This window comes from Brevundimonas sp. FV1ye29L (assembly GCF_058681095.1).
In genome coordinates, this window is the sequence record NZ_CM178730.1 from 3,247,541 (window position 1) to 3,263,654 (window position 16,114).

Annotated in this window: 14 protein-coding genes; 9 read left to right on the forward strand and 5 right to left on the reverse strand. The window is 69.3% G+C overall.

What is annotated here, in order from left to right; genetic code table 11:
* The first annotated feature begins 121 nt into the window (after positions 1–121).
* A complete protein-coding gene (locus tag ACW17W_RS15835) occupies positions 122–1,288 on the forward strand; it encodes a DNA cytosine methyltransferase (protein WP_492078036.1) in 1,167 nt (388 codons plus the stop codon).
* On the opposite strand, the gene ACW17W_RS15840 is transcribed toward ACW17W_RS15835, so the two are convergent.
* From ACW17W_RS15840 to ACW17W_RS15855, 4 genes are all read right to left on the reverse strand, one after another.
* Positions 1,285–1,575 (reverse strand): hypothetical protein, encoded by a 291-nt coding sequence (locus tag ACW17W_RS15840; RefSeq protein WP_492078038.1) that lies wholly within the window; start codon positions 1,573–1,575, stop codon positions 1,285–1,287. The two genes, ACW17W_RS15835 and ACW17W_RS15840, sit on opposite strands and share 4 nt — an antisense overlap.
* Positions 1,576–1,600: 25 nt before the next feature.
* Positions 1,601–1,963 carry a DUF1318 domain-containing protein gene (locus ACW17W_RS15845; RefSeq protein ID WP_492078040.1) on the reverse strand — a complete coding sequence of 121 codons (363 nt, stop codon included), beginning with the start codon at positions 1,961–1,963 and terminating at the stop codon, positions 1,601–1,603.
* A gap of 39 nt (positions 1,964–2,002) precedes the next feature.
* A complete protein-coding gene (locus ACW17W_RS15850; protein WP_492080332.1) occupies positions 2,003–2,179 on the reverse strand; it encodes a YnbE family lipoprotein in 177 nt (58 codons plus the stop codon).
* A gap of 190 nt (positions 2,180–2,369) precedes the next feature.
* Positions 2,370–5,669 carry an intermembrane phospholipid transport protein YdbH family protein gene (locus tag ACW17W_RS15855; protein ID WP_492078042.1) on the reverse strand — a complete coding sequence of 1,100 codons (3,300 nt, stop codon included), beginning with the start codon at positions 5,667–5,669 and terminating at the stop codon, positions 2,370–2,372.
* A 268-nt stretch (positions 5,670–5,937) separates the two neighbouring features.
* On the opposite strand from ACW17W_RS15855, the gene ACW17W_RS15860 reads away from it, so the two are divergent.
* Positions 5,938–7,308 carry a M23 family metallopeptidase gene (locus ACW17W_RS15860; RefSeq protein WP_492078044.1) on the forward strand — a complete coding sequence of 457 codons (1,371 nt, stop codon included), beginning with the start codon at positions 5,938–5,940 and terminating at the stop codon, positions 7,306–7,308.
* A 24-nt stretch (positions 7,309–7,332) separates the two neighbouring features.
* Here the strand turns inward: ACW17W_RS15860 and ACW17W_RS15865 are convergent, their stop codons facing one another.
* On the reverse strand, positions 7,333–8,079 hold the full coding sequence (locus ACW17W_RS15865; protein WP_492078046.1) for an alpha/beta fold hydrolase: 747 nt from the start codon (positions 8,077–8,079) through the stop codon (positions 7,333–7,335).
* A gap of 230 nt (positions 8,080–8,309) precedes the next feature.
* Between ACW17W_RS15865 and ACW17W_RS15870 the strand changes: the two genes are divergently transcribed.
* From ACW17W_RS15870 to ACW17W_RS15900, 7 genes are all read left to right on the forward strand, one after another.
* Positions 8,310–9,281, forward strand: coding sequence for a glycosyltransferase family 9 protein (locus ACW17W_RS15870; RefSeq protein WP_492078048.1), 972 nt, complete (start codon positions 8,310–8,312; stop codon positions 9,279–9,281).
* Positions 9,282–9,457: 176 nt separating this feature from the next.
* Positions 9,458–9,979, forward strand: coding sequence for a translation initiation factor IF-3 (gene infC / locus ACW17W_RS15875; RefSeq protein ID WP_492078050.1), 522 nt, complete (start codon positions 9,458–9,460; stop codon positions 9,977–9,979).
* Positions 9,980–10,120: 141 nt separating this feature from the next.
* Positions 10,121–12,109, forward strand: a complete 1,989-nt coding sequence (locus ACW17W_RS15880) for an alpha/beta hydrolase family protein (protein ID WP_492078052.1) — start codon at positions 10,121–10,123, stop codon at positions 12,107–12,109.
* Between the two features lie 163 nt (positions 12,110–12,272).
* Entirely contained in the window at positions 12,273–14,213 is a 1,941-nt protein-coding gene (locus ACW17W_RS15885; protein ID WP_492078054.1) for an alpha/beta hydrolase family protein, read from the forward strand.
* 181 nt (positions 14,214–14,394) lie between these two features.
* Positions 14,395–14,592 (forward strand): 50S ribosomal protein L35, encoded by a 198-nt coding sequence (gene rpmI, locus ACW17W_RS15890; RefSeq protein ID WP_003166435.1) that lies wholly within the window; start codon positions 14,395–14,397, stop codon positions 14,590–14,592.
* Between the two features lie 114 nt (positions 14,593–14,706).
* Complete coding sequence (gene rplT, locus ACW17W_RS15895; protein ID WP_492078056.1) at positions 14,707–15,066, forward strand: 50S ribosomal protein L20; 360 nt, start codon at positions 14,707–14,709, stop codon at positions 15,064–15,066.
* A gap of 91 nt (positions 15,067–15,157) precedes the next feature.
* Complete coding sequence (locus ACW17W_RS15900) at positions 15,158–16,099, forward strand: polysaccharide deacetylase family protein (RefSeq protein ID WP_492078058.1); 942 nt, start codon at positions 15,158–15,160, stop codon at positions 16,097–16,099.
* Positions 16,100–16,114 lie beyond the last annotated feature (15 nt).

The window sequence follows — 16,114 nt, forward strand, 5'->3', positions numbered from 1 at the left end:
ACCCTGAAACACCGCACCGGACGCGGGAGCCAAAGCAATGACCCCGATGGGGCGACGGGGCAAGACGGGGTTGGCGGCGCCGGGCGTTCCACAGGGCGCCATCCGCCTCTAGTCTGGATACATGGCGATTCGCGCGAACATCCGGACCGACGACCGGGCGGCCACAGCCCCCGCCGTCTTCGAGTTTTTCGCCGGCGGCGGCCTCGCCGGAACCGGTCTGGCCCGGGCCGGGTTTCGCACCGTCTTCGCCAATGACATCGACGCCGCCAAGGCCCGCTGCTTTCGCGCCAATCACCCGGATGTCGCCCTGCATCACGGCGACGTCTGGGACCTCACCCCGGCTGACCTGCCGGGCGCCCCCTCCCTGTGCTGGGCCTCCTCCCCCTGTCAGGATGTCAGTCTGGCGGGCGCCCGGGGCGGGCTCCAGGCCCGGCGCTCGGGCGCCTTCTGGGGCTTCTGGCGGCTGATGGAGGCTTTGGCGGCCGAGGGGCGCGGGCCGCCGATCATGGTCATCGAGAATGTCACCGGCCTGCTCAGTTCGGCGGGCGGAGCGGACTTCGCCGCAGTCTGCACGGTTCTGGCCGGCGCGGGCTACCGGGTCGGGGCGCTGGAGATCGACGCCGGCCTGTGGCTGCCCCAGTCGCGGCCGCGCCTGTTCATCATCGCCATGAAGGGACTGGAGGCGCCCATCCTGCCCTCGCCGGCTGGCCCCTTCCATTCGCCGCGCCTCGTCGCCGCCCATGCGGCCCTGCCCGAGGCGACACGGGCCGCCTGGGTCTGGTGGTCGCTGACGCCGCCGCCGCGCCGCAACCTCGACCTCGCCTCGATCCTCAGCCCGGATGCAGAGGTCGACTGGCTGGATCAGGGCCGGACCGACGCCCTGCTGGCCCTGACCGCCCCCCTCCACCGCGCGCGGCTGGAGGCGGCCCTGGCCTCGGGCGAACGCCGCGTGGCGGCCGCCTTCCGCCGCGTACGGGTCGAGAACGGCCGCAAGGTCCAGAGGCTGGAAGTCCGGCTCGACGGGCTGGCGGGATGCCTGCGCACCCCCTCGGGCGGATCGTCGCGACAATATGTGCTGGTGATGCAGGAAGGCCGGCTGCGCGCCCGCCGCCTGACCGGACGCGAGTCCGCCCGCCTGATGGGGCTGGACGACGGCTGGTGTTTGCCCGCCAGTGAAAACGCCGCGCTCAAACTGATGGGCGACGCCGTCGCCGTTCCCGTGGTGCAGGCCTTGGGCGAACAGTTGCTGGGGCCCGCCCTCAAGGCGCGCCCCGGGATCGCCGCCTAGTCCCTGTGATCCAGATCGCGGCTGACGCGGTCCTGAAGCCCGGGGTCCAGAGAGTTGTCGACCCGGTCGTCCCACCCCTCACGATGGGAGCGGAACGCCAGGGCCATCAGACCCCAGGCCAGCCCGACCGTGCCCGCCATGCCCAGCCCGAGGGCGATCCAGCCATGCACTGACATCGTCCCGCCGCCGATGGCCACCCACAACCAGCTCATGGCCGCCGTCGACAGGGCGGCGATCAGCAGGGCGAGGCCCAGCGACAGGACAAAACGGAGGATCGGGCTCGCCATGAAGCCCTCGAAGGCGCCGCCGGACCTATTTCTGGACCCACTGGCCCGAGGCGTTGCGGTACCACTGACCCGTCGGGATGCGGGCCAGAAGCTGACTCTCGAACATCCGGGCGCCGGCGACATCAGCCGTCGTACCGGCCTGGGCGGCGCTGGCGGCATAGGCCCGGCGGCGGGCGTCATTGGTGGTGGTGACGGCCGTCTGCAGGCCGGCGTCCGACGACGGGGTGCGGAAGCCGAGATAGCCGTCCGCCTGTTCGCCGACGACGCCCGCCGCCTTGGCGGCGTCGATCTGGGCCTTCTGGGCGGCGGTCTGGGCCAGACCAGGGGTCGCGGCGGCGGCGATGGCCACGGCGGCGGGGACGGCGATCAGGAGATTGCGAAGCGACATGGGATCCGATCCTTCAGGTTCAGGCGAGGCAGTTCAGGTTCAGAACAGGTTGGGGTTTTCGCGCAGCAGGTCCTGCAGCTCGCGATCCAGTTTCACCCGGATATCGGCGTCCAGCTTGGCGTAGATCTGGATCGGAGCGACCTCCAGCTTGATGGTCGGCGTACAGGCCCCGAGCGGCAGGGCGGCCATGGCGCCGACAGCGGCCAGGCCCAGCATCAGGCCGCGACGCCCGGAAACGCAGGGTTCGGCGACGGGCTGGTCCGTAAAGGGCTGAACGGTCATGGGCGGTCTCCGGTTGGCGTCACGCGATATCCCTAGACCCCGACGCTTAGGGACGCGACCGTGAACGACGGCTGAACGCCGAATCCGCCGGCCTTCAAGGAGACGCCCGTCACGGAGTCGCCCGTCACCGGGCCGGTTCCACTGCGGGCCCAGCCGTCCCGTCGTCCTCCGGGGGTCGCCGCGCCGCCAGAATGTCGCTGACCAGCTGGTTCAGGTTCAGACTGGTGTCCAGGGTCAGGTCGATGCCCGTGTCCGACGGCAGGGGCAGTTTGCGCTCGAGGAATTTGCGGCTGATCAGCTCCGCGACCGACAGGCGCAGTTCCTGTCGTTCCGGCGGATCGTGTCGGCCCTTGATGTGGAACAGGACCCCGACCCGGCCGGCGTCCAGACTGTTGACGTCGGCGGTCAGGGTCTGGAACGCCAGGTTCTCCATCGCCTGATAGGCGAGGTCCTCGACCGTCCCCTGCGGGATGTCCGCACCCCCGCCCGCTGCGGCCAGGCCGGTCAGGGCCTGGCGCGCGATCGACAGCCGGCCCGGCTGGACGGCGGTCAGGTTGCCGGCCTCGACCTGCACCCCCTCCACCGGATCCCAGCGGAACGGCAGCCGGCCCGAAACCACGGCGTCCAGACTGACCCGGTCGGCGAATCCTGCGCCGGCGATCAGCTCGCCCAGCTGCACCCGGTCGAGAGCGATGACGCCGTTGAACGGCTGTTTGCCGTCCAGCGGCACGCTGAGCGGCTCCAGCCTCAGCAGTCCGCCCGCCGCCTGGATCTCGCCGCCCTCGACCTTCAGCGCCGCCTCTCCGAGGCTGAAGGTCAGGCCCAGGGCCGTCAGCGGCGTGACCGTCTCCAGCCGGTCGACCGTCAGGGTCTGTCCATCGGCCGTCGTCAGGGGCGCCAGGCTGGTGAAGTCGATCTGGCCCTTCAGTCCCTCGACCGGCCCGGCCGGGCTGGTGAAATCCAGACCGGGAATGACCAGTCGCCCGCTGGACGAGCCCAGGGGTACGGCCGGGTCCCAGTCGAAACGGCCGGAGAACCGAACCTGGCCGCGGACCGGCGACGTCATGGCCTCGCCGCCCATGGGCGTCAGGTCACGCGGCTGCAGGCCCGGTTCATTGAAGACGAGATCCCCCGTATCGAAGGCCACCCCGCCCGTCCGCGAAGGGCCGTCATGGGTCAAGCCCACCCTGGCGATGGCCTGCCGCCCTGCGAAGACGTCAAAGGCGCCGGTCCAGGCGTCATCGGACAGGCTGGCCCGGCCCGCGCCCGTCAGGGGATGAAAGCGCCGCACGGTCGCGGTATCGATCACCCGGGCCGACGCGATCTGCGTCTCCACCCCGATCCCCCGGGGGGCGCCTGTCACGGCCAGCGTCCCCGCCACGTCCTCGAACCGGGCCCCAAGGAAGGGGGCATTGGCCGCGACCCCGGCAAGGGCGCCGTCCGCCCGCCAGCCGCCCTGGCGCAGTTCGACCAGCGCCCGCTCCGCCGGACAGAGGCGGCCCGTCAGCGTGTCGACATCGTTCTCGCCCAGCTCCAGTCGCTCGACGGCGAACACAGCGCACCCGTCGGCGCCGTAGCGGATCACGCCCCCATCGGAGACCAGCAGCCCCGAGGTTTGCAGCGTAACGCCGCGCGCCACGTCGAAATCCAGCGCCGCCCTCGCGGCCAGCCGGGCCTCGAACCCGCCGGACGTCAGCCTCCAGTCGGGAATGTCGACCGTTGCGCCCGGCAGACCCGGCGCGTCGCCAGGCGGGCGAGAGGAGACCAGCGACAGGGCCCCGCCGCCCAACGCGCCCGGAGGCGACGTATAGAGGGCCCGCGCCGCCGGCCGGATCGTCACGACGCCTCCGTTGCGGGGCATGATCCGCGCGGCCTGCGTCAGCACCGCCTCGGTTCCGGTCGATCCCGTCAGCAGCCGCAACTCCGGCAGGTCGACGGCGAAGTCGCCCAGCGCCCGCTTCATGGCCGCCAGCTCCGGCGCGTCATCGGCGGCGGCCGACCCCAGCAGGCTCCACGACCCGCCCTGAGACGTCAGCGCGGTGCGGGCGCGCACCAGCAGGACGCCATCCGTCCGGGTCACGTCCAGATCGGTGCGGCCCGCCACGGTCTTCAGATCCAGCTCGCCGAAGCCCCCCCGGCTCGCCGTCAGCTCCACCGGCCCGGCGACCTCCCAGTCGCCGCCGCGCCCGCCGGCCTCCAGCCGCCCGGTCCCGAGCGTCAGACCCTCGACCGCCAGGTCTCCGGCGCGGACCGAGGCGACCCCGAGGCTGGCGGGGCCGGTCAGACTCCACCTCAGGCCGTCGTCGTCCCGGGAGATCACCGCCCGGGTCGCCGCCGGAGCCAGCCGCAGCCCCCTCGCCTGCAGGCCCGGCGTTGAAACCTGTGCGGCGCCCAGGCCGATGCGGCTGTCGCCCTCCAGGGCGAAGGCCTCGATCCAGCCGCGCGTCTGGCCATTGAAGCCCAGATCCACAAGCGCCTCGCGCAGGACCATTCCGCCCGATGACAGACGGCGCCCGGCCAGACGCATATCGACCACCGCCCGACCGTCGCCGCGCCGCGCCTTGAGATCCGGATAGGGCAGATCGCCGGTCGCCTTCAGCACCAGTCCCTCGCCGCCGGACGCAATCTCGCCGGACCCGAGGCTCGCCGTATCCGCCGAGGCGTCCAGGGTGATCGCCACCCGGTCGCCGGTCGTCGTCATGTTCAGGCGTACGGCCAGACCCGTAGCGGAAACCGCCTCGCTCCGGAGCCCGGAGGCCGGCAGTTCGGCGTTCAGCCGCATCAGCTTCCCGTCGTCGATCCGCGCATCGGCCCGCAGCTGGATCGCCCCGTAGTCTGTGGCGAGGTTCAGCCGGCCGCTTTCAACCAGGACGACCGGTCCGCGACTGTCCGGGCGCGGCGGACCCCCGGTGAACTCCTTGACCAGAGGATCAAGGGATCCGAACGACAGCTCGCCCTCGATATATTGCGCCCGCATCACCGGCCGCACCAGCCGGACCCGGCCGGGACGCACGCCCCATCCGGTCTTCGACCAGGGCATGGCCAGGGCATAGTCGACCTCGACCCGCTCGACGATCACATCGGGGTTCTGCGGGTCGCCGATGCGGATACGGCCGACGAAGCCGTCGATCTCCAGCTGTTCGACGGCGACGTCGGCGACGATGCCGCGCTGGTCGAGCCAGCCGACCAGAACCGCCCGCGCCGCCGCCCGCCGGTTCAGATACAGGGCCGTGACGGCGATCGTCACCACCACCACGACCACCATCACGCCAACAGCCAGCCGGTCGCGACGACGGACGCGGCGGCGCGGAGCACGCGGCGCGTCTGCGCGCGGTTTATCCGGGGTCCCCGCATCAGGCGCCGCCGTGTCGGGGCCGGTGTTTTCAGGTTCTGGGCGGCTGGAGGTCACGTGGGTGCGGCGCACTTTCTCGGCTCGGAAGGAGGCGACAATAGAGGAAATCGTGACGTTCGTGTGGGCGATGCCGTTTTCCCGTTGCACCGCCGGTCCGGCGCCGCTGCGCGATTTCGCAGGCCCCCGGCAGTCGGACATTGTTAACCCTTTGTAACGGGTGTCTTCCCAATATGTGTCCTGCGCGCTATAGCCCCTCCTTCGCACTCTGGGAGGACCGCCCGGGCGCGAGCCTGCTAACGAAGGTTGGCGCCGGGTCGGCGTCGTCATACCCCGAGGACACATGGCTCAGTTCGATCCACGCCGGCAGCCGACACGGTTCGCGCCTCACCTTCTGACAGCCGCCGCTGCACTGTCCGTCGCCGTACTGGCCGGGCGGGTATATCAACCCGCTGTCGCTGCAGAAGTTCCCGAACTGACCGCCGAACAACAGGCTTCGCTGGAAGCCCGCGCCTTCGCCACCGCCGGCGCCCCGGTAGGGCTGGAATCGCCCGAGGCCGTGGCCGTCCAGATCCGTCGCGGCGAGACCCTTGAACAGGCCATCCTGCGCACCGGCGTCTCGGCCGAGGACGCCCAGGCCGTCGTCGCCACCCTCGCCGGCGCCAATCTCGGCGACCTGCGCGCCGGACTGAAATTCGAAACCGCCATCTCGCGTCCGCGCGGCGGCCTGGGCGACGCCAAGCTGATCGGCCTGACGATGCGCACCGGGCCGGCCAGCCAGGTCACCGTGTCGCGCAGCTTCGACGGCGCCCTCAAGCTCCGCGCCCTCGACGAGAAGGTCACCCACGAGACGGTCGTGGCGCGCGGCAAGGTCGGCGCCTCCCTGGCCGGTTCAGCCGGCGAGTTCGGCGCCACCGCCGCCATCATCCGCCGCGCGGCCCAGGCCCTGTCCGGCAAGCTGGACATCCGCCGCGACGTGCGCGGCTCGGACGACTACACCCTGGTCTTCGACCGCTCGATCACCGAGAACGGCCGCACGGTCGGCACCGGCGACCTGCAATATGTCGAGATCCGCGGCCAGAGCTTCTATCGCTTCAAGCCCGCCGGCGCCCGCGACTATGCCTTCTTCGACGCCTCGGGCAAGAATATGCGCACCACCGCCATGCGCGCGCCCCTGACCAGCTTCCGCCGCATCTCCTCGGCCTTCGGTGTGCGGGTCCACCCGCTGTCCGGCTTCCGCAAGATGCACCAGGGCATGGACTATGCCGCCACCACCGGTACGCCGATCGTGGCCCCCGCCGACGGCGTCGTGGTCGAGGCCCGTCGCTGGGGCGGCTATGGCAACTGGCTGCGCATCCGCCATTCGAACGGGCTCGAGACCGGCTACGGCCACCTGTCGCGCTATGGCTCCGGCATCCGCGCCGGCCAGAGGGTCAGCCAGGGCCAGGTCGTCGCCTTCGTCGGCTCGACCGGCGCCTCCACCGGTCCGCACCTGCACTATGAGATCTGGCGCAACGGCCAGCGGATCAATCCGGCCGGCATCCGCACCTCCGAGGGCACCGTCCTGGCCGGCGCCGACCTGACCGCCTTCCGCGCCGAGAAGTCGCGCATCGACCGCATCATCGCCGCCGGCGGTGAAAAGCGTCAGGTCGCGGCCCCGGTGACGGCCACCCGCGTCGCCTCGGCCGAGGGCCTCCGCCCCGCCCGGGGCTGATGTCCGGTAGCGGGCGCGACGGTCTCAGGCCCGCGCCCGCATCGCCTCCACGACATGGACCAGCCGGCTCAGGTCTGCGGCGCCAGACAGCCGGTGGTCGCCGCCCTCCACCAGATCAAGCCGGACATCGGCCCCGTGCAGCCGCTCGATCAGCTCCATCTGATGGCGCCAGGGCACCACGTCGTCGGCCCGGCCCTGCAGGATATGCACAGGCGTGGTGATCGGGATGGCCCCGTCCAGCAGCAGCCAGTCCCGCGCCTCCTCGAACATGCGCCGGGTCAGGACGTAGGAGCCCAGGCCCGCCTCAACGACCACCGTCTCGCCCTCGCGCAGGATCGCCTGCCGCTCATGATCGGCCAGCCCCGGCCACATCAGCCGTTCGGTGAAGTCCTGGGCCGGATTGATCAGGACCGTGCCGGCGATCCGGTCCGGACGGGCCAGGGCCAGCAGCAGGGCGATCCAGCCGCCCATGGAGGAGCCGACCGGTATCACCGGCCCCTCCAGCGCATCGACCAGCCCGATCGCATCCTCGCGCCACCGGCCGATCGTCGCCTGCCGCCAGTCGCCCGAAGACCGGCCGTGGGCGAAATGGTCGTAGCGGACGTAGGACCAGCCGCGGTCGCGTGCGGCCGCCTCCAGCGCCAGGGCCTTGGTCCCCTCCATGTCCGAACGGAAGCCGCCGACCCAGATGACGGTCGGGCCGGCGCCCTCGATGCGTTTGAGGGCGAGCGTCTCGCCGTCGGGGCGGCTCAGATGTTCGATGTTGATCATGGCGCCTTTTCGCACGCCCCTCCCCGGTCCGTCATCCTCGGGCTTGACCTGACTTCGTCATCCCCGGGCTTGACCCGACTTCGTCATCCTCGGGCTTGACCCGAGGATCGGACGTGCCGCACATCGGGCGATGAAGTCGGCCCTGCCGACAGCCATCCGTGTCCCGCATCTTTCGCGCGGCGCCCTCGATCCTCGGGTCAAGCCCGAGGATGACGGAATGAGGTCACCCGTTGTCCGCACCGAAAGTCCTGTTCGTCAGCTCCAACCGCATCGGCGACTGCGTCATCTCCTCCGGCGTGATCCGCGAGATCGGCCGCCAGCTGCCGGGCGCGGCGATCACCGTCGCCTGCGGCCGTCCGCCCGCCCCCTTCTTCCGCTCCGCCCCCGGCGTCGAGCGGGTCATCGCGCTCGACAAGAAGAAGATGGCCGGCCACTGGCTGGACCTGTGGAGACAGGTCGCCGGAACCCGCTGGGACCTGGTCGTCGACATCCGCGGCTCGGCCCTCGCCTATCTGATCCCGGCGAAGCGGCGGGTGATCTACAATCGCTCGTGGGAGACGGGCCTGCGCAAGGTCGAGATGGTCTCGCGGCTGATGGGATCGGAAACGCCGCTCGATCCCGAAATCTGGCTCGACGACCGGGCCCGCGCCGAGGCCGCCGCCGTCATCGAACCGCAGCTGGCGTCCGGTCCCGGACCGGGCCGCATCCTCGCCCTCGCCCCCATCGCCCATCAGCCCGGCAAGAGCTGGCCGGCCGACCGCTGGGGCGAACTGGTGGCGCGCCTGATGGCCGATCCCCGTTTCGAGGGCTGGCGCTTCATGCCCGTGGGCGGACCCGGCGACCGGCCGCCTGCAACGCCTGCGCTGGAAAGGGCCGGAAATCCGGAACAGGGCGGCCGCGCCATCGACTTCGTCGGCAAGGGCGACATCCTCGCCTCGGCCGCCGCTATCGACCGCGCCGACCTGTTCGTCGGCAACGATTCCGGCCTGATGCACGTCGCCGCCGCCCTGGGCCGGCCGACGCTCGGCCTGTTCGGTCCGACCGAATGGTGGCTGTACGGACCCTGGGGCCCTCGCACCCGCACCGTCGCCTCCAACGAGACGCGCGGCCAGTTCGCCCCCATCGAGGCCCTGACCGTGGACCATGTGTTCGAGGCCGTCCTGGCCCTGCACGACGCCTGCATCGGGCCGCAGACTGGTTGATCCGGGGCCGCCTCATTGCGGCTTACCTTGTACAAGACCGGTCTGACAGGCATATAGGGCTGTCGAAAACGCGGCCGCCGGTCGCGCGATCGGCCATGCGACGTTCGTTGCCGCCCGATCTAGACACCCGAGCTTCTCTCCGTCCACATAAGGAACCGACGCCCATTCGCCGTCCGATGAACCAGCCGCCCGTCAAGGACGGGCCGCCCATGAACCACGATATCCGCGCGCCGCGCGTTCTGCTGATTGATCAGAACGGCGAGAAACAGGGCGTCATGCCGACGTCCGCTGCGCTGGAGGCCGCCGAGGAGGCAGGCCTGGACCTGGTTCAGATCGTGTCCACCTCCGAACCCCCGGTGGCCAAGATCCTCGACTACGGCAAGTTCCGTTTCCAGGAGCAGAAGAAGAAGGCCGAGCAGCGCAAGCGCCAGAAGGTCGTCGAGCTCAAGGAAATCAAGCTGCGGCCCAACATCGACGTCCACGACTACGATGTGAAGGCCAAGGCCATGCACCGGTTCTTCGACGAGGGCGACAAGGTCAAGGTGACCCTGCGCTTCCGCGGCCGCGAGATGGCCCACCCCGAACTGGGCATGAAACTGCTCAACAAGGTCCAGGCCGATTTCGAGGAAATCGCCAAGGTCGAATACGCCCCGCGTATGGAAGGCCGTCAGATGATCATGATCCTGGCCCCGAAATAGGCTTTCGCCCGCCCGTTCTTCAAAACGCCCCGGTCTCCGCCGGGGCGTTTTTTGTTGCGCGGGGGGTTGCCGCAATGGCCTTGACCTGGCTGGCGGCTTCGGCTCCGCTGGCCATCAACGTCCTGCCTGCCGGAACCTGAAATGTCGCTCCGCCCTGCGTTGGCCCTCCTTGCGGCCGTGGTCATGATCGGATGCCCATCATCATCTGTTGCAGCCCGGCCCGCCCAGGAGCCGGGCCCCGCCACAGCCCCGCCCCCGATCGAGGTCTACGGCGCCCTGCCCACGACGGAGCTCGTCCAGTTGTCGCCCTCAGGTCGGCGGCTCGCCCTCGTTACGGTCGTCGGCGAGCAACGCCTTCTGGTTCTGGTCGATCTGGAACAGAACAGGGCCCTTGGCACCAGCGACATCGCCCGGGCCAAGGTGCGGGACCTGAGCTGGATCGGCGAGGATCTGGTGCTCATCAAGACCACTGCGACCGAGACCCTGCCGGGGATCGGTATCTTTCGACGCGAACTGGCCATGGGGCAGGTCTTCGATCCCGCCCGCCAAAGGGTCACTGCCCTGCTCCACGCCGACCCGGACCTTTTTCCGGCCCTGCTCGGCCCCACGGACGTGCTCAACACGGCCGCCGGGCCCAACGTGCTTGTGCGCGCGCATTCGTTCCGCAGCGCCCGGGGCCGAAGCCTCTATCGCGTGGACCCCAGGACCGGTCGGGTGCGCGAGGCTGAATATATGAGCCGCGAGGTGGACGACTATGTCCTGGATCCCTCCGGCCAATCTGTGGCGCGCAGCGAGTACGACGGACTGACCAGGAACTGGAGCCTGCACCTGCGCAAGGATGGCGGGTTCCGCGAAGTCTGGCGCACCAACGCACCGCTGGACCCGCCCTATCTGGTCGGGCTGGGCGTGAACGGCGACAGTGTGATCGTGTCCGCCGACCGCCCGGACCTCAGTCGCGAGGGCGTGGAAGACGCCGCCTTCTTCGACGTTCATCTGCAGACCGGCGTCTGGCGGCCTGTGCGGTTCGACTTCAACCCGGACAGCCTGCTGTTTCACCCCGTCACACGGCGTCTGATCGGCGCGAGCCGACAGGAAGACACGGGCAGACGCTACGCCTTCGCTGACGGGGACGCGGATCGACTGTGGGCCAGCGTCGAGGCGATCTTTCCCGAAGGTTCTCCTGCGCTGATCAGCTGGAGCGACGATTTCGGCTCTGCCGTGATCTTTACAAGCGGAGCCGGCGATGCGGGTTCCTACCACATTGTCAATCTTGCGAAGGCCGAGGTCACTACGGTCGGCGAGGCCTACACGGACGTGCCGGCGGCCCAGGTCGCCCCGGTCGCCGTCCAGACCTACAAGGCGAGGGACGGGCTGGAGATTCACGCCTATCTCACCACGCCGCCCGGTCGCGTGGATCGGAACCTGCCCCTGGTCGTCCTCGCACATGGGGGACCGGCGTCCCGTGACGTCAACGGCTTTGACTGGTGGGCCCAGGCCCTGGCGTCGCGCGGCTACGCCGTTCTGCAAGCGAACTTCCGCGGATCCACCGGATACGGCAAGGCCTTCATGGAAGCCGGCTACGGCGAATGGGGCGGCAGGATGCAGACCGACCTGTCCGACGGCGTACAGCATCTGGTTGAACAGGGCGTCGTCGATCCCCGTCGCGTCTGCATTGTCGGCGCAAGCTACGGCGGCTATGCGGCGCTGGCCGGGCCGACGCTGGACCCCGGCGTCTATCGTTGCGCCGTTTCGGTGGCGGGGGTGTCGGACCTCCGCAGGATGATCAACTACGCCGCCGTGCGTGGCGAGCGCAGGGACAATGAGGCGGTCCGCTACTGGAACCGGTTCATGGGCGGCGACGGGCCGGGCGACCGGGCGCTGGACGCCCGCTCTCCGGCCCGGCTGGCGGACAGGGCCGACGCTCCGATCCTGCTGATCCATGGCCGGGACGACACTGTTGTTCCGATCGACCAGAGCCGCGACATGGCCGACGCCCTCAAGACGGCCGGAAAGCCCTATGAGCTCGTGGAATTGACAGGCGAGGATCACTGGCTCTCACGCGCCGAAACCCGGCAGCGGATGCTTCTTGAAACCATACGCTTCCTCGAAACTCACAATCCGCCGAACTGAGCCGTGTCGCAGCGTCAGGCGTGGAGCCTTGCGTGGAGTCCGTCGTCGCCCATACCGGGCCCAGGCCCCGAATGTTCCCGGTCCCGGGTTTGAAACGGCTTGACCGATTTGCGGCGCTGAGGTCCGTTGCTCATGGAAAAATCAGGGTCGGGGGCCACGACACATGAGACTGCATCTGATCCGGGGGATTGGCCTGGGCTGCGCCCTCGTCGCGAGCCTTTCGCTGGCCGCCCCCCTTCGCGCCCAGACTCCGCCCGCAGACCTGTCCGTCTATGGCGGCATGCCGGCCTATGACCAGGTCGCCGTGTCGCCCAGTGGCGACCGTCTGGCCTATATCGCCATTGTCGGCGAGGACCGCAGCCTGATCATCAACGATCTGGCGGATATGAGCCTGATCGGCGGGGTGCGGGCCGGCGACGTCAAGGTGCGCGACCTCGACTGGATCGGCGAGGACCATGTGATGATCACGACCTCGGCGACCCAGGCCTCAAACCTGACCGGTCTGCGTCGCACCGAACTGTCCGAAGGTCAGGTCTATTCGATTCCCACACGCCGGGTGGCGCGGGCCCTCGCCCCGGTCGAAGGCGTCTTTCCCCGTCTGGCAGGGGCGCCGATCATCCGCAATATCGGGGGCGGCATGCTGATCGCCCCCGCCTCGGGAATGAAGGGGCTCGGCCTCTACGAGATCAACCTGGCCACGGGCGGCGCCCTGCGCACCGTCGAGGAACAGCAGCGCGCCGGCGGCTATGTCTTCGACGGCGAGGCCCGGCCGGTCGCCCGGGTGACCTATGAGGGCCGGACGGGCCTGTGGGAGCTTCAGGCCGCAAGGGGCGACTTCTGGCGCACCGTCTGGTCCGTAAGCGCGCCGATCGACACCCCCAGCCTGTCCGCTCTGGGGACGACGGGCCGCGAGGTTGTGGTTATGGGCGGCGAAGGGTCCGAGCCGGACCAGTATCGGCTGCTGAATCTCGACACCGGCGCCTGGTCGGATCTGCCGTTCGAGGGCAAACCGGACGGTCTGGTCATCCACCCGAAAACGAAGCTGCTGATCGGCGCCTCGACCGAGGGCGAGGATGGCCGATCCTACCAGTTTCTGGATCCTGCGGCCGAACGCGCATGGCGCTCGGCCGCGGCGGCTTTCCGGGACCGGCGGGTGCAGTTCGTGTCCTGGTCGGAAGACATGCGCCAGATCGTGGCCGTCACCGAGGGCGCCGGCGACCCGGGCACCTATCAGCTGATCGACCTCGACCGCCGCCTCGCCGAGATCGTCGGCTCCCGCTACCCGCTGACGCCCGAACAGGTCGGGGAGGTCCGCCCGATCAGCTATGCCGCCGCCGACGGCATGCGCATCCCCGGCTATCTGACCCTGCCGCCGGGCGTCACCGATCCCAGGGACCTGCCGCTGGTGGTCCTGCCCCACGGCGGACCGGCGGCGCGCGACACCCTGGGCTTTGACTGGTGGGCCCAGGGTCTGGCCTCGCGCGGCTATGCGGTGCTCCAGCCCAATTTCCGCGGCTCCGACGGTCTGGGCCAGGCCCATCTGGAGGCCGGCTATGGCCAGTGGGGCCGCAAGATGCAGACCGACCTCTCGGACGGGGTGCGCTGGCTGGCCTCGGAGGGGATTGTCGACCCGAAACGGGTCTGTATCGTCGGCGCCAGCTACGGCGGCTATGCGGCCATGGCCGGTCCCACCCTGGATCCCGGCGTTTACCGCTGCGCCGTCGCCGTGGCCGGCGTCTCGGATCTCAGGGCCATGGTCCAGTGGTCCTCGAGCCGGGCAGGCGCACGCGACGCCCCTGTGGTGCGCTACTGGAACCGCTTCATGGGCGCAGACCGGCTGGGCGACCGCGACCTGGACCAGATTTCTCCCGCCAAACTCGCGCAACAGGCCGACGCCCCCATCCTGATGCTGCACGGCCGCGACGATACGGTGGTGCCCTTCGTCCAGTCGAAAATCTTCGCCGACGCCCTCAAGGCGGCGGGCAAGCCCTATGAACTGGTCGAGCTCTCGGGCGAGGACCACTGGCTGTCTCGCACTGAAACCCGCCAGAGAATGCTGAACGAGACCGTCCGCTTTCTGGAGGCGCACAACCCGCCACGCTGAACCGGACAGACGACCAAACCCCCGCCGGGCTTGTGTTTCGGCCTCGCTTCCCGTAGAAGCCGCCCCTTCGCGTAACGAACCGCCAGGCGAACAGGCATGCCTGGGCGGTTCCAGAACCCAGCGCTTCCTCCCCCTTCGGGCTCCAGCAGCCCGCAGGACGGCAGCCGAAAAGGAATGGAAAATGCCGAAACTGAAGACGAAGTCGGGCGCCAAGAAGCGCTTCAAATTCACCGCAACGGGCAAGGTCAAGGCCGGGGTTGCGGGCAAGCGTCACCGCTTGATCAGCCACAACTCCAAATACATCCGCCAGAACCGCGGCACCTCGGTCATGGCCGACGCCGACGCCAAGAAGATCAAGTCCTACATGCCCTACGCGTAAGCGTAGTCCGGCAAGCAGCACAGACATCCTCACCGCATCGAATTTGAACAGAGGCCCTCAAGCAGCGAGCGACCGCGTCGCGCGCGTTAGGGCCCTTCCGAAGGAAGAAACATAATGGCTCGCGTCAAAAGGGGCGTTGTCTCCCACGCCCGTCACAAGAAGGTTCTGGAACAGGCCAAGGGCTTTTCCGGCCGTCGCAAGAACACCATCCGCACGGCCAAGGCCGCCGTGGACCGCGCCGGGCAATACGCCTATCGCGACCGCCGCACCAAGAAGCGCAACTTCCGCGCCCTGTGGATCCAGCGCATCAACGCCGCCGCTCGTCTGGAAGGCTTCACCTACAGCCAGTTCATCAACGGCCTGAACAAGGCCGGCATCGAACTGGACCGCAAGGTCCTGGCCGCCATCGCCATGGATGGCGTCGGCTTCAAGGACATCGCCGCCAAGGTCCGGGACGCCCTGAAAGCCGCCTGAGGCGTCTGTCAGACCCTTCAAGAAACACGCCCGCTCCGGTTTGTCCGGGGCGGGCGTTTTCGCTTTGGCGAAGAACAGCTAGGCTGGAACCATGATCCGCACCCTCCTGCTCGCCCTCGGCCTTGCCCTCACGTCGGTCTCGCCCGCCCTGGCGCAGGGGCGGACAGTGACCGTCACCTTTGACGACCTGCCCTACCAGGCGCCGGAGAGCGACCTGTGCGATCCCGCCGCGGCGATGAGGCTGACCCGGGACTTCGTCGCCATGCTGCGTCCCCTGGACACCCGCGGCGTCGCCTTCATCAATGAGGCGAAGGTCTGCGAAACCCGGCGCGCCGAATTGCTGCCCTCCCTGCTGCGGGTCTGGCTCGATTCCGGGTTGGAATTGGGCAACCACGCCTTCAGTCATCCCAGTCTGACCGCCAGTTCTGTGACGGACTGGCTGGCCGATATCGATCAGGGCGCCGAGGTCACCCGTCCGCTTCTGGCTTCACGCGGCCAGACCCTGAAGTGGTTCCGCCACCCCTACCTCCACACCGGCGAGACCCTGGAAAAGAAGGACCGGGCGGCAGAGGGACTGGCCGCGCGAGGCTATATTGTCGCCCCGATCACCCTGACCAATGACGACTGGATGTTCGGCGCTCTCTATCGCCGCGCCGAAAGCGCGGGCGACGCGGCGCAGCAGACCCGCATCGGCGAGGCCTATGTAGCCTATATGGCCGAGGTTCTGGACCATGCCGAACCTTACAGCGCCGAACTGGCCGACGGGCGGGAACCCGCCCAGATCCTGCTGCTTCACGCCAATACGCTGAACCGAGACTGGTATCCACGGATCCACGCCCTGTTTCTGTCCCGCGGCTATCGCTTCATTCCGCTGGAGGAGACCCTGCGCGATCCGGTCTATGCCCTGCCGGACCGCTGGATCGGCGCCAACGGGGTGTCGTGGCTGCACCGCTGGACCGCCACCGCCGGCCGCCCGATACGCTGGGAGCCAGAGCCGCCCGCATGGGTCACAGACGCCTATGCGGCGCAATAGCCCCTTGATGCGGCC